This is a genomic window from Calothrix sp. NIES-3974 (genome assembly GCF_002368395.1).
GTDB lineage: Bacteria > Cyanobacteriota > Cyanobacteriia > Cyanobacteriales > Nostocaceae > NIES-3974.
The window spans coordinates 4,321,117-4,335,409 of record NZ_AP018254.1 but is presented as its reverse complement, the minus strand read 5'-3'; the positions used below and the strand labels follow the sequence as shown (position 1 = coordinate 4,335,409).

The window sequence follows — 14,293 nt, the reverse complement described above, 5'->3', positions numbered from 1 at the left end:
TGTACATTCTGTGGTGAAAATTCGCTAAATTGGTAGTAAAGTATGGATAGGGAATTATTCAATGTCAGCACAATTGTTACTGGTAGATGATGAACCTGGGTTGCGTGAAGCTGTAAAGGATTTTCTGCAAGAAAGCGGATTTCGCGTTCAAGTGGCCAGTAACGCCCGTGAAGGTTGGGAATGGATGCAACAAAATATACCTGACCTGGTAATATCTGATATCATGATGCCCCAGGTAGATGGTTATCAATTCCTCAAGCAACTCCGGGATGACCCCCGTTTTCAAGCATTACCAGTTGTATTTTTAACCGCAAAAGGGATGACAGGCGATCGCATTCAAGGTTATCAAGCTGGGGTGGATGCCTACTTACCCAAACCCTTTGATCCCGACGAATTAGTAGCGATTGTGGAAAATCTGTTAGCACGACGGAACCTCAGTAGCACCGCAGCATCCGGGGAAGGTGACACCCCCGACATTGCCGAACTTGCCAAACAAATCGCCCAAATTAAAGCTTTACTCACCCAAAAAAATGCGATCGCCCAAACTCCTGCACCCTTCACCATCGATTTAACCCCCCGTGAACAAAGCGTTTTAAATCTCGTCACCGAAGGGTTAATGAACAAGGAAATTGCCCGTCGTCTGGACACCAGCGTCCGCAATGTGGAAAAATATGTCAGCCGTTTATTTAGCAAAACCGGAACCAACAGTCGCACCGAGTTAGTTCGATTTGCCCTAGAGCATGGCTTGACAAATTAGGATTTTGGTATTGAATGCTGGGTATGAATTAGGTGGGTAGGGAAAATCATCGTTTTGTCTTTCTAAACTACTCCCGATTCCCTGCTCCCTACTCCCAAAAAAACAAGAAAGTATTCAAAATAACTTATCAAACAAACTCTAAGCAGCCTTTTGTTGCTGTAGCTGCAACTGATGCATATGATTAAACAAACTCCAACAATATTCTTCCGGTAAACCACAAGTCACCGCACCCCGCAACACGACGTTAAAATACCAGTCACTGGGAGCCATTTCCTGCTTCAATTTATCTACCACCACATAGGTACGAACATTGCGGTAAATTTTGCCATGACATTTCACCTCAACGTACTCATGACGATATCCCCCCCGATGCACATCTTCACGGATATCAAGGGGTTGACTTAATCGCCAAGGTAGGTGATATAATACACCTGTTACGCTAGATTTATCATCCGGAACCACATCTAAGACCCCACTCCTGCGCATTTTGGAATAGCGATAGAAGCCGAGACGGTAGCCAGATAGGATTGCATGACCAACAACATATTGGTGAGTATTCTCCTTTAAGGTTCTTTTCAAATCAACCGGACACATGCAAGAACCGTAGGCAAAGTAATAGAACATCGGCTCCGGAGAGTTTGTTTGTACTGGTTCGACAAACTTAGCTGGATGATGCAATTTCACTTTTTTCTGCTGCATGTACTGAGTTTAATTACCTTGGTAGTAGGTGGGTGTAATCTAAGTATTCAATCATCCTACAATACTTTCGGGACAAATATCGATGTCTGGGTGAGCTAAATCATGTTTTTAATTTTGCTCAAATCTAACTTTATAGCTTTCTAGGGATGATTATCCACAGGGGATTTTTGGGGTGAACAAGCCGATTGCACACCCCGTTCTTAATTATTCCAGCGTTTCGATATCACTATCTAATCCTAATTATTGCAGAGCGAAGGAAGTTTCTGCGATTTTCTGAGTAGAAATGTTTCCCTCTACAGAAATTGAAACTTCTAGTGTCAATTTTAAATTTGCAGCAGCAGCAAATTTAGAAAGTACCTTGGTATAAAAGTTCATCCATTTTTGAGTTTTGAGGTGTGATCGCTCCTGTCCATTTGATACCATTTACGTTGCTAGGATTAGTGGGAATTTCAGCAGTTTCAAGCTAAAAATTTATGTGCTTCTTCCCGTAATTGGGTATCAGAATCTGCGATCGCCCAAATGATGGCGCTTTTAAATGTACGGTCAGTTGTGCCATATTCCCTGGTCATTCTCTCTACCAGTTGCAGGGTTTGGTTGCTATCCTCTATGGGATCTACTGGCAAGGAGCAATATATAAAATAACGACCCAAATTAATTAAGTATTATCCCATAGCCAATTTCTCAAAGCTGGAATTGCTTGGGTTCTACCGCAAACTTGACTCTGCTGGACATGTAAAATAACTAATAGAATAACTAATAGTATTAGATAATTAATGCTTCAAGACACGGGAGTGATTAGGGTGGGTCAGACTAGCGATACAACTAGAATCAAGGATTTAATCAGCTTTTTACCAGCAGCTAGCCTACAGCAGTTGACGGAAGAAACTTCTATTACCCTAGTCCAAAATCTGCAACAGGTAAATATTTCTATCCCTGGGAGACAACAACCAATTCAAACGAGTTACATTCATCAAGGCAATGGCGGACAACCCATTCTGTTGTTACACGGTTTTGATAGTTCGGTGTTGGAATTTCGTCGTCTGATTCCCCGATTAGCTGTATCCCATGCAACGTGGGGTGTGGATTTACTGGGGTTTGGCTTTAATCAACGTCCACTGGATATTCCCTACACGACAGATAGTATTAAAACCCATCTTTACCAGTTTTGGCATACCCTGATTAATCAACCAATTATTCTAGTGGGTGCATCAATGGGAGGTGCAGCTGCAATTGATTTTTCCCTTACCTATCCCGATGTGGTAAAAAAACTTGTATTAATTGATAGTGCTGGATTAACGGGGGGTTCACCGATTAGTAAATTGATGTTTCCTCCATTGGATACATGGGCTACTGATTTTTTACGGAATCCGAAAATTCGTCAAAGTATTTCCCGTGCTGCTTACAAGAATAAAGAATTTGCTTCCCTAGATGCGCAGATATGTGCTTCATTACACTTAGGGATGGAAAATTGGCATCGTTCTTTAATTGCTTTTACCAAAAGCGGTGGCTATCGTCCGTTTCGATTTACTACCCTCAACAAAATCTCACAGCCAACTTTAATTCTCTGGGGAGATAGTGATAAAATCCTGGGAGTCAAGGATGCAGCCAGATTTAAACGGGGAATTCCCCATAGTAAATTGGTTTGGATTGAAAACTGTGGCCATGTTCCCCACCTAGAGCAACCAGAAGTTACCGCTCAAGCAATTCTCTCTTTTGTGGCAGAATAAACCAGATTTAACCCGAAAAACTATAAATCTTCTGGGTTGTCAACTGCTCCAACAAACTAGAAGGAATTTGCGATCGCCTATATATTTCCCGATCAAGCTGTACCTGTAAGTTACTCAACGGGTCATTTCCAGAAGAAACTAAAAATTCCCATTTTTCTACGTAGGGTAGACTCGCTAACTCATCCAGGATTTTTCCGACAGCTTTGACATAGGGATGGTCTTTTTGGCGATACCAGTCAGGTGGTGCAAGATGGGGTTGATCAAAACCTAAGTGTACTGTTAACGATGCTTGATCAAATAAAGCCAAAGCTAACGGACGGGCATCTTCCTGCAATAATAAATTATAATTGCCAGCAATAAACCGTAATTTTTCTAAACGTTCGTAACGGTCTGTAATACATTGGGGTTCGTCACGCCAATTTATGGCCACCGTCAACAAGTAGGTTTGCAACAACATGTGACCTAGTTTTTTGGCCTTTGTCGCCAAATAATAGGAATTATAATCATTAGCCTCGATCAACAAAGGTACGCGGTCAACAATCTCTAAATCATACCCCTTCAAACCAGCAATTTTACGGGGGTTATTGGTAATCAAACGAATTTGGTGAACCCCCAAATCCATCAAAATCTGGGCCCCCATTCCATAATCGCGCAAATCAGCTGCAAATCCCAACCTTTCGTTTGCTTCCACCGTATCCAAACCCATATCCTGGAGAGAATAGGCTTTGAGCTTATTAATTAAACCAATACCCCGACCCTCTTGACGCAGATAAACCACTACCCCCTGACCAGCATTTTCAATCATTTTTAAAGCCGCTTGCAATTGCATCCGACAATCACAGCGCAAAGAACCCAATGCATCCCCCGTTAAACATTCCGAATGCATCCTCACCATCACCGGTTGATCACGAAACTTGGCCGGGTCGCCCTTGACAATCGCCACATGTTCAGTATTATTCAGGGTATGCCGATATCCGTAGATATCAAAATTACCAAATTGACTCGGTAGCTTTGTCACCACCTCCCGATACACCAAGCGGTCATGTTGCAAACGATAACTAATTAAATCGGCAATACTAATTATCTTCAATTTATGACGCTGGGCATACTCTATCAACTCTGGCAAGCGCGCCATTGAACCATTGGGGTTTTGAATTTCGCAAATCACCCCAGCCGGATATAAACCAGCCAACCGTGCTAAATCGACCGCCGCCTCCGTATGTCCTGCTCGTTTTAGTACACCCCCCTCCTTGGCTCGCAAGGGGAAGATATGTCCCGGACGGCGTAAATCTGAGGGTTTTGTCGCTGGATTGAGAGCCACTTGAATGGTTCGCGCTCGGTCTTCTGCGGAAATTCCCGTACTTACCCCTAAATGGGGGCTAGCGTCAATACTGACGGTGAAAGCTGTTTGGTTTGGGTCTGTGATATTAGTCACCATCAACGGCAACTCCAACTGGTCAAGCCGTTCCCCAGTCATTGCCAAACAAATTAAACCTCGCGCTTCCACCGCCATAAAATTAATCATGTCAGGGGTGGCAAATTGGGCTGCACAAATCAAATCGCCTTCATTTTCGCGATTTTCATCATCAACAACCACAATAGTGCGTCCTGCTTTGAGGTCTGCCAGGGCTGCGGGGATAGAATCAAATTGAAATTCTGGATTAGCTGGGGTGGGAGTCTGGGACACAAACAACGAACGTAATTTTTTGCAATTGCTAATTATGATTCTAGCTTGTTTCGGAATTTTCGACGCATCTGATGAAATTTTGGATTTTGCGGAAAGTTGGGGAAGAGAGGTTACCAGGAAGATTTTCTTCTGACAAAGTTCTACGGGGGGAGTATCCCCCGCAGACTTTGCGCTTTCCGGTAAACTTCGGGGAGATTTATTTTTCCAACAAACCTTCCAAGACGGATTTTGGATTTGAGATGATTGCGGAATATGGGTTTTCGTTTACTAATACCATTTCACTCAAATTTTGAGACATTTTCTTCCCCTACTCCCGAAAGCTCCCCATCAGGTATCAACTCCAATGTAAAACGCTATTACTCCCTATTCCCACTCCTGAAAAAAATCATGATTTTTAGATAAATTGATCAATTAACTTGATCAATCTGGCATTTTTTGTAGTTAAATATAATTACAAATCTAAAATCTATCTTAAATTTCCTAGTCTAACCCCGTCTCTACCAAAACCCTCGTCCTGAATCACCAGCTGGCAAAAGAGATATATCTTGCTCTCGACAGCAAAATCAGATTTGAATCTAAGATTTTAGTCTTTAGTCTGGCGATCGCTATACCCACATCAACCTTTCCACCTTACCTTTTAGTTGTCTGCCCTCATTGGTCTTGGCTAATCATGAAACACACACTCTCGGTACTAGTTGAAGACGAAGCGGGAGTTCTCTCTCGTATCGCGGGATTATTTGCACGTCGGGGTTTTAATATCGAAAGCTTGGCCGTTGGTCCTGCGGAGCAATCCGGAGTCTCACGCATCACGATGGTAGTACCGGGAGACGACCGCATTATTGAGCAATTAACAAAGCAGTTATACAAGCTCATCAACGTTTTAAAGGTTCAAGACGTTACCGAAGTCCCCTGTGTGGAACGGGAATTGATGCTGCTCAAAGTCAACGCTACCAGCATCAATCGCTCCGAGGTTGTTGAGATCGCCCAAATTTTCCGCGCTCGTGTTGTTGATGTGGCAGAAGATTCACTGACCCTGGAAGTTGTCGGCGACCCAGGAAAAATGGTGGCAATTGTCCAGGTGTTACAAAAGTTTGGATTACGAGAAATTGCTCGTACTGGCAAAATTGCCCTCACCCGTGAGTCTGGTGTAAATACGGAATACCTTAAGTCCTTGGAAGCTAAGATTTAAGCTCATAATATTTGCGTATATAAGTTTTCTTGGGAGAAAGAAAAGGTTTTGCAATCCATTTATTTCAGTGATTAGTGGTCAAATCAAGACAGCAAAACCTATGCATGATTAGCATCAGCTTTTTATACCCAAAAAATCCTGACTTCCAGTAGAATCATCCTTTCTTCTTGACCTAATTTCTCCCTTCAATACGGATTGATTCGGGTTTTGCATCGGATGTTCTGCCAAATTGGCACGACATTGGCCATGAAAACTGCTACAAATTTGATGTGATGGTTGAACACGATCAAATCACTCAATATTGACTCCGTAGATAAGTTGCTTCTGTAACGCCTCCGTGTTGCTGGTGATATCATGGTTAACGGTTGTTGATGTGTTGCGTGTTGTGACAGAAAACCCCCACTAGGTAACATCTAGAGGAAACAATGCGGTCATGTAAAAATTTCCCAGATTCTGGCCAACACCAAATCTGATCATTCCAACCATTCACCAGCCACCATAAATAGAGATTTAAAAAAATATTATCTATCCACTGTTCTCAACTCTAAACATAATCAAATGAAATTTCGAGTTAGGGGAAGTTGATGGGTGTTGCGATTGTGAATTGAACAGAAATTCCTTGATATGAATGATAAAAATCAGATGTTATCTATAACTAAGGTTTGTTTTTGCTCAATTATTGCATCAAGTTATGAGAACACTGGTTTTTGTAAACTTGACTCCGTATCACAAGTAAGCTATCGCCAAGGGGGATATAATTCTTGTCAAAAATAGGGTAGTCAATAAAAAAATATCATTCCTAGGGCTTGATGAAATGCAAAATTAAAATATAAATTCCCTGCAACTGTAATTGACTCCCATATTGCGATCGCAATTTTTGTTGCAATGGGTCAATCCATTTTTGATTTTGCTGAAGATACGTAAAACAAATACGCCAAACATCCAAATCTTGACATTAGCATCGTCAAGGTAAAATCAATTTGGCTGCGTCTGGAGGGTTGGATGGTCATAAATTCTTTGTTTTTTCTCTCACACCGACTAACACAGTTTCTTCTCAAACAAGTGTCAGCAAAGCTAGTCAAGCTGCGTAATCGGCACTTACTAATTTTTGATATTATCGCATTTATATCTACACCCCTGCTTGCACTCATCCTCAGACTAGACGGAAACTTACAAATTAGCTCCTACCTCCCGGACTTGGTGACAGCAACGCTTTTGTTTTTGGTTATTAAAATATCCGTTTTTTGGAGCTTCGGATTTTACAAGCGTTATTGGCGCTATGCCAGTATAGAGGAACTAGTATACATTGCCGTCCTAACCATAGCTGCCGTAATTGTCCAGGCAATTTTGTTTGATATATCAAACTATATTATCCCCTTCAGTGTTAACGAACTGCCAAATTCGCTACCATTTATCGACGGATTATTATCCTTCGTCTTTATTGGTGCAATGCGATTCAGTATTCGCATCATCGAAAGACTGCAACAGCGACGTATCCACCCCCAATCTAAAGAACGCACCCTGATTGTCGGTGCAGGTAGTGCGGGTATATCCCTAGTCCAGGAAATGCAACGAAATCCTCAGCTAGGACTGCAACCAGTTGCCTTTATCGACGACGATCCCCATAAACTCAACGCTCGCATTCGCGGAGTTCCCGTAGTTGGCGATCGCCGATCCATCCCCGATATCATCCAATCCCTGCACATCAGTAAAGTCATCATTGCCATGCCAACCGTCGCAGGACGAGTAATTCGCGACATCGTAGATATCTGTCAACAAACCGGGATCAACACCTTCACCTTACCAGGTATTCACGAAATCATCAACGGCAAAGTTCGCCTCGACAGCATCCGCGATGTCAGAATCGAAGACCTCCTCCGTCGCGAACCAGTACAAATAGATACTCAGCGCGTCTCCGAATTTATCCAAGGCAAACGTATCCTGATAACCGGTGCAGGAGGTTCCATCGGTAGTGAACTCTGTCGGCAAATACTCAAATGTCTACCATCAGAAATACTCTTGATTGGACACGGTGAGAACTCCGTCTTCACCATTCAACAGGAACTAGATCAGGTCATCCAACTCCTGACCACAGAAGCCAAATCCCAACGGCAAACCCCCAAGCTATCAGCCTTTATTGCCGACATCCGGATTCCCGAAAGACTAGAACATGCCTTTGCCACCTTTCAACCAGACGTAGTATTTCACGCAGCAGCCCACAAACATGTTCCCCTAATGGAACTTAATTCACCCGAAGCTGTCACCAACAACGTCATTGGCACCAGAAACCTCCTGAATCTAGCTCTTAAATACAACGTCAATCACTTTGTCATGATATCCACCGACAAAGCGGTCAACCCCACCAACGTCATGGGAGCGAGCAAACGCGTTGCCGAAATGCTAGTCCTGCAAGCAGCTAAACAAAGCGGTAAATCCTACGTAGCAGTTCGTTTTGGTAATGTTCTTGGAAGTCGCGGGAGTGTAGTCCCCACCTTCAAAAAGCAAATTGCCGCAGGAGGACCAGTGACCGTCACCCACCCCGACATTTGCCGCTATTTCATGACCATCCCCGAAGCAGTACAGTTAGTTTTGCAAGCAGCAGTACTGGGAAGGGGTGGTGAAGTACTGATGTTGAATATGGGTCAACCAGTGAAAATCGTCGATTTAGCCAAAGAGCTAATCCGACTCTCTGGTTATGAAGTCGGAAAGGATATAGAAATCCAGTTTACAGGATTAAGACCAGGGGAAAAATTGTTTGAGGAATTATTTATAGAAGGGGAGGAATACGAACCCACAGAACACGATAAATTATTAGTGGTGAAGAATGCTAGTCGCATAGTTCCTGATAATTTGAAAGTTGCAGTGGACAAACTATGTCAAGCAGCTGCAAGAAACGATGTCAACTCTATTCTATTTTTGTTAGAGCAAATAGTTGCCGAGTATAAACCCCAATATCCTCATGAAAACAGTCGTTGGACTGCTAAGGAAATAGATACACCATCGAACCATTCTCGTGATTTTTCCCTTAAACATATCTGATTGAATTAATAAAACACCACTATGAAACTTCAAAAATTGAACAACATAGTTGTTCACTGGAGAAAAATCACTAATGGTTCTGCAAATCGCCAGATTTTTGGTGCTGCTATTGTAGTTGCTGTGGGGACAGCTTTAGTAAAAGGGGCAGCAGTAATCAAAGAATTGGTGGTAGCATGGAAATTTGGTACAAGTGATAGTTTGGATGCATTTTTAATTGCCCTATTAGTACCTTCGTTTATGATTAATGTGATTGCGGGTTCAGTTCCAGCAGCTCTGATACCGACCTACATTCAAGTGAGAGAAAAAAAAGGTCAAAAAGAATCGAATCAACTACTCTCCGGAGTCATATTTTGGAGTTTAATATTACTGCCATTTACTGCGATTTTTATGATTGCGATCGCGCCCTATTATTTACCCTTAATAGCTAAGGGATTTAACGAGGAGAAACTAAATCTTACTTTTAAACTACTGTGTCTACTTTCACCAGTAGTTGTTTTGAGCGGAATTATCGATATTTGGAGTTCAGTTCTGAATGCTGGGGAGAAATTTTTCTTTGCTGCTATTTCTCCGATGACAACTTCAATTGTGACAATTGGCTTTTTACTAGGATTTCATTCATTAGGTGTATTGAATTTAGCTACAGGTTTAATTGCTGGTGGTGTTATAGAAATAATTTTATTGGGAATTTCACTTCACAAACAAGGGATTTCCTTATATCCCAAATTATACAGTTTTGACTCTCATCTGCGTCAGGTATTTGGTCAATATATTCCCATGATTGCCGGTTCGTTGCTAATGTCTAGTACATCGATAGTAGATCAGTCAATGGCTGCCATGCTATCACCAGGAAGTGTTGCAGCACTAAACTATGGAAATCGCGTTATTTCCCTTCCAATCACCCTAGTCACCACAGCACTAAGTGCAGCCATAATCCCCTATTTTTCCAAAATGGTTGCCCATCAGGAATGGAAAGCTGTAAGTCACACACTTCAAAAGTATTTACAAATTATATTTACCCTAACCATACCACTAGCAATTTTATTTATTATATTTTCCCAGCAAGTAGTTGAAATTCTTTTTCAAAGAGGTTCCTTTACTGCACAGGATACGAAAATAGTTGCCAACATTCAAGTCTATTATGCCCTTCAAATTCCTTTTTATGTAGCAAATATATTGGTCGTTAGACTCATATCAGCTATGAAAAAAAATCATATTTTGATGCAAGTTTCCGCCTTTAATCTAATTTTTAACATCGTCTTTAATTATTTATTTATGCAGTTTATGGGAATCAATGGTATCGCCTTATCCACAAGTTGTGTCTATGTATTTTGTTTTTTTTATATGTTTTTTAATGCTAAGATTAGGTTACAAAAACTTACGTGAATTGTTCAGACCAAAAACTTTAACAAAGAGCTAACAAGGATATCACTGAGATAAATTTAAAGGCTAAAACTTGTATTTTTGGAATCAAAATTAAGGAAAATTATGCACATCACTCTAATTATTTCATCTCTTGCCTGTGGTGGTGCTGAAAGGGCAGTGGTCTTAATTGCCGAAGGCTTAATTAAAAGAGGACACAAAGTCTCTTTACTCACAATAGCAGGTATTGAAAGAGACTTTTATAAAGTAGCAAAGGAAGTGGAAAGAATTCCCCTTGATTTGGCTAAAAGTTCTCCAAGTATACTTCATGCATTATGGAATAATTTACATCGCTTTTGGAAAGTGAGAAGGACTATCTCATCACTTAATCCAGATGTTGTCATCTCACACATGTGTGAATCAAATATAATGACCTTAATATCTCTTTTCAACACGAAATATCCAGTTATAGTAACTGAGCAAAATGACCCAAGAATGGCTCGTAATCAAGGTATATGGGGAAAATTACGTCGCCTAATCTATCCATTCGCAGCAAAAGTAGTAAGTGTAAGTCTAGGTGTTGATTCATATTTTGACTGGTTACCAAAAACTAAAAGAGCAGTCATTTATAATCCATTACAACCAATCTCTTTTGAAGATGAGCAAGACACCGTTAATTTACCCAAAGGTGCTGACCCTGACAAAAAATGGATTATAGGAATGGGCAGGTTAGAATACCAGAAAAACTTTGAGCTTTTAATATCTGCATTTCACAAGCTGGCTGATAAATATTCAGATTGGCAGCTATTAATATTTGGTGAGGGAACACTAAGAACAAAACTAGAGAAAATGATATTCAGTCTTGGTTTGACAGATCAAGTATTGTTACCAGGAGTGACTAGCAATCCAATTTCAATCCTGAAAAAATCAGAACTATTTGTTCTATCATCTCGTTTTGAGGGTTTGCCTTTAGTACTATTAGAAGCATTGGCTTGCGGGTTAGCCGTGATATCAACTGATTGCCCAAGTGGTCCAAGTGAAGTCATTCAAGATGGTATAAATGGAATATTAGTCCCTAGTGAAAATATTTGTAAATTGGCTCAAATAATGGATTACTTAATGTCTAATGATGAAGAACGTCAAAACTTATCAAGACAAGCCCGAACAACATCAAAACGCTTTGATTTGGCGTTGGTGACTGAGCAGTGGGAATTACTTTTTCATCAAGTGGCAACATGACAATCAATATGAAAGGACACTACTTACAGAACAGCACATCAAGTAATCAAGAAAATAAGTTAATTTTTTATTACCATGTTATTTTAGCAGTGACATTCGTTTTGACTTTTTTTACTAATTTTGATGTATACTTCAGCCATGCAATTGGAACACCTCAGCCAAAAGTCTGGGTTGGTTTTTTTGGAGTTGCCTCCATCCCTCTGCTTTTCTCATTAAGTTCAAGGCTAAAGTACATATCTAAGACATTGTTATTTTGGATTTATGTCTATATATTCATTTCTGTATATTCATATATTTTTTATTCTCACTATCAACCAATAGAATCAGAAGAGGAACTAAGAACCAGAATACTATCGATAATTTTTCTATTTATATCTAGTTTGATTTTCTCATCATATCAAGTTCAGAAAATAGTTAAATATGAAATATTGTTAATCACATTAGTGAATGTTATTGCCAATATTTGCAGTCTCTTATATCCAGAAAGTTTTGTGACGGTTTTTGACCACCAAAGTGTTTTAGAGACTAATCGTGCTGCTGGATTTTATATTGATTCTAATCGTGCAACTTGCGTACTGATTTTGGGCATGATTTTCACAATAGATATAGTTCCTGTTAAATTTCGCTTACCATTTATAATCTTGCTGTTTATAGGTGCTTTTGTCACCTTCTCTCGAAGTGGTTTCATTTGCTTTTTTTTGGTTACAGCTATTTTCATTTATTGGCGCAAGATTTTATTGAACAATAAAAATATTTCCTGGCTAATTTTAGCCTGTCTTTTAATCTGGATGTTTTTCAACTCTATAGTTTTAAATTCAAGCGGGATTAATGTGCAAGAAAATCTATTAGATAATCCTAATTTTGAGCGAATCACTCAAATCAATCCTATGGTTGGTAAAAGCGAGATTGATGATGTAAGTTCTTCACGCTTACCTATTGCTGAAAAAACTTGGCAGGAGTTTTTAGAGTCTCCTTTTTGGGGAAGAGGAATAGGCTATGGTTTAAAGTTAGAATCAAATGTCATTGGTAAGAGATCTCATAATATGTACTTATCCTTTATGTTAGAGCATGGATTTCTTGGCTCTCTAGTTCTACCATTATTGGTTTTTTGCTGTGTATGCAATTCTGCTGAAAGTAATTTTGCGATATCTTTCGCATTTGTCATCTTAATTTTAGTTTGGTCATTTTTTAGTCATAATGTACTAGAACATAGGGAGTTTTTGATGTCCTTCTCATTGATGTCTAGCATTAGTTTAACAGCAGAAATGCCAGTTAGAAGTAAGGTGATATCAAAAAAAAATTTCCAAAATTCTTTATAGTCTATATATGGCAATTTAAAAATTAGTTAAGATTGAGTTATCGTTGATTTACATAAGAAGAAAAAACTATATGTCATGTTTTGTATCATACTAGCTTAATTAATTTACATGAAGAAAATGAAAAAAAAAATTGTGTTTTTGATTCGTGATTTAGAATATGGCGGAGCTCAAAGGCAACTCGTGACTTTGGTTAAAGAAATTAACTCCCATCTATTAGATGTCACGGTTCTATACTTTTACCCTGGTGGTGCGCTGGAAAAAATATTGAAAGGAAGCAATGTGGCAGTTATTTGTTTAAATAAGAAAGGGCGTTGGGATGTAGTGAGATTCTTGTGGCGTTTACTTAGTATTTTGTGGCAGATTCAACCCAATATTATACATACTTATATGGGAGAAGCAAATGTAGTTGGTATATTTTTAAAACTATTTTTCCCTTCTACGCCAATTATTTGGGGGATACGTATTTCCTACTCGCCAGATGCTGCATTTGATTGGTTAGGAAATATAATTGGCAAGCTGGAAACTTTTTTCTCCAATATGGTGGATTTGATAATTATTAATTCCCATAGTGGTAGAAAGGATTATTTAAATATCGGATTTCCCTCGAAAAAAATAGTTGTAATATCCAATGGTATTGATACTGAGTATTTTCAACCCCATCGAGAAGCTGGTGTAAAAGTTCGCCAAGAATGGGGAGTTTCAGATACGGATATTTTGATTGGTCTAGTGGGAAGAATTTATCCTCAAAAGGATCATCCAAACTTTTTGAAAGCTGCTGCATTACTTTGTCAGGATTACAAATATTTACGCTTCGTTTGTGTGGGTACTGGACCTGACCCAAATTACATTCAACAGCTGCATCATTTGGCTGAGGAATTGGGTATTACTGACAGGTTAATCTGGAGTGGTGCACGTGGAGATATGTGTGCTGTTCATAATGCTCTTGATATTGCTGTATCTGCTTCCGCTTTTGGTGAAGGTTTTGGAAATGTAATAGGTGAAGCAATGGCTTGTGGTGTTCCTTGTGTAGTAACAGATGTAGGTGATTCAGCTTGGATTGTCAAGGATGCAGGTGTCGTTGTTCCTCCTGGGAATCCAGAAGCTTTAGCAGCAGGATGTAGAAGGATTATCACATTACCTTTGTCAGAGAAAATGCTTTTAAAGGAGAAAGCAAGAAAAATAATTCTGACGCATTTCAGTGTGAAAAAGCTAGTAGAAAGCACTCAACTACATTGTTTAAATTTACTGGGTACCTAGGTAAAAACTACAACATAATTT

At 39.8% G+C, this 14,293-nt stretch carries 11 protein-coding genes; 8 read left to right on the top strand and 3 right to left on the bottom strand.

Annotation, left to right across the window (positions count from 1 at the left end; translation table 11 throughout):
• Positions 1–61 precede the first annotated feature (61 nt).
• Positions 62–757 (top strand): response regulator transcription factor, encoded by a 696-nt coding sequence (locus CDC37_RS17435; RefSeq protein ID WP_096623579.1) that lies wholly within the window; start codon positions 62–64, stop codon positions 755–757.
• 138 nt (positions 758–895) lie between these two features.
• Here CDC37_RS17435 and CDC37_RS17430 read toward each other — a convergent pair whose 3' ends face one another.
• Together CDC37_RS17430 and CDC37_RS24460 are read right to left on the bottom strand one after the other, a co-directional pair.
• Positions 896–1,456 (bottom strand): gamma-glutamylcyclotransferase, encoded by a 561-nt coding sequence (locus tag CDC37_RS17430; protein WP_096623577.1) that lies wholly within the window; start codon positions 1,454–1,456, stop codon positions 896–898.
• A gap of 458 nt (positions 1,457–1,914) precedes the next feature.
• Positions 1,915–2,079 carry a hypothetical protein gene (locus CDC37_RS24460; protein ID WP_157780775.1) on the bottom strand — a complete coding sequence of 55 codons (165 nt, stop codon included), beginning with the start codon at positions 2,077–2,079 and terminating at the stop codon, positions 1,915–1,917.
• Between the two features lie 204 nt (positions 2,080–2,283).
• Here CDC37_RS24460 and CDC37_RS17425 point away from each other — a divergent pair, with 204 nt between their 5' ends.
• Entirely contained in the window at positions 2,284–3,183 is a 900-nt protein-coding gene (locus tag CDC37_RS17425) for an alpha/beta fold hydrolase (RefSeq protein WP_442861096.1), read from the top strand.
• 7 nt (positions 3,184–3,190) lie between these two features.
• Here CDC37_RS17425 and ribBA read toward each other — a convergent pair whose 3' ends face one another.
• A complete protein-coding gene (gene ribBA / locus CDC37_RS17420) occupies positions 3,191–4,870 on the bottom strand; it encodes a bifunctional 3,4-dihydroxy-2-butanone-4-phosphate synthase/GTP cyclohydrolase II (RefSeq protein WP_096623573.1) in 1,680 nt (559 codons plus the stop codon).
• 670 nt (positions 4,871–5,540) lie between these two features.
• Between ribBA and ilvN the strand changes: the two genes are divergently transcribed.
• The 6 genes from ilvN to CDC37_RS17385 all read left to right on the top strand — a co-directional run bounded on the left by ilvN (position 5,541) and on the right by CDC37_RS17385 (position 14,272).
• Complete coding sequence (gene ilvN / locus CDC37_RS17410; RefSeq protein ID WP_096623569.1) at positions 5,541–6,059, top strand: acetolactate synthase small subunit; 519 nt, start codon at positions 5,541–5,543, stop codon at positions 6,057–6,059.
• A 1,008-nt stretch (positions 6,060–7,067) separates the two neighbouring features.
• Positions 7,068–9,098 (top strand): polysaccharide biosynthesis protein, encoded by a 2,031-nt coding sequence (locus tag CDC37_RS17405; protein ID WP_096626351.1) that lies wholly within the window; start codon positions 7,068–7,070, stop codon positions 9,096–9,098.
• Between the two features lie 21 nt (positions 9,099–9,119).
• Positions 9,120–10,481, top strand: coding sequence for a murein biosynthesis integral membrane protein MurJ (murJ, locus tag CDC37_RS17400; RefSeq protein WP_096623567.1), 1,362 nt, complete (start codon positions 9,120–9,122; stop codon positions 10,479–10,481).
• A gap of 102 nt (positions 10,482–10,583) precedes the next feature.
• Positions 10,584–11,696 carry a glycosyltransferase family 4 protein gene (locus CDC37_RS17395; protein WP_096623565.1) on the top strand — a complete coding sequence of 371 codons (1,113 nt, stop codon included), beginning with the start codon at positions 10,584–10,586 and terminating at the stop codon, positions 11,694–11,696.
• The gene (locus CDC37_RS17390) at positions 11,693–13,015 is read left to right on the top strand and encodes an O-antigen ligase family protein (protein ID WP_096623563.1); all 1,323 of its coding nucleotides are present in this window, start codon (positions 11,693–11,695) and stop codon (positions 13,013–13,015) included. Before CDC37_RS17395 ends, CDC37_RS17390 begins: the two co-directional genes overlap by 4 nt.
• Positions 13,016–13,132: 117 nt before the next feature.
• On the top strand, positions 13,133–14,272 hold the full coding sequence (locus CDC37_RS17385) for a glycosyltransferase (RefSeq protein WP_096623561.1): 1,140 nt from the start codon (positions 13,133–13,135) through the stop codon (positions 14,270–14,272).
• The last annotated feature ends 21 nt before the right edge of the window (positions 14,273–14,293 follow it).

What these genes read in the sequence shown, in the direction of transcription:
- CDC37_RS17435 (WP_096623579.1), top strand. Translation starts at nt 62, where the DNA reads ATGTCAGCACAATTGTTACTGGTAGATGATGAACCTGGGTTGCGTGAA.
- CDC37_RS17430 (WP_096623577.1), bottom strand. Translation starts at nt 1,456, where the DNA reads ATGCAGCAGAAAAAAGTGAAATTGCATCATCCAGCTAAGTTTGTCGAA.
- ilvN (WP_096623569.1), top strand. Translation starts at nt 5,541, where the DNA reads ATGAAACACACACTCTCGGTACTAGTTGAAGACGAAGCGGGAGTTCTC.
- murJ (WP_096623567.1), top strand. Translation starts at nt 9,120, where the DNA reads ATGAAACTTCAAAAATTGAACAACATAGTTGTTCACTGGAGAAAAATC.
- CDC37_RS17395 (WP_096623565.1), top strand. Translation starts at nt 10,584, where the DNA reads ATGCACATCACTCTAATTATTTCATCTCTTGCCTGTGGTGGTGCTGAA.
- CDC37_RS17390 (WP_096623563.1), top strand. Translation starts at nt 11,693, where the DNA reads ATGACAATCAATATGAAAGGACACTACTTACAGAACAGCACATCAAGT.
- CDC37_RS17385 (WP_096623561.1), top strand. Translation starts at nt 13,133, where the DNA reads ATGAAAAAAAAAATTGTGTTTTTGATTCGTGATTTAGAATATGGCGGA.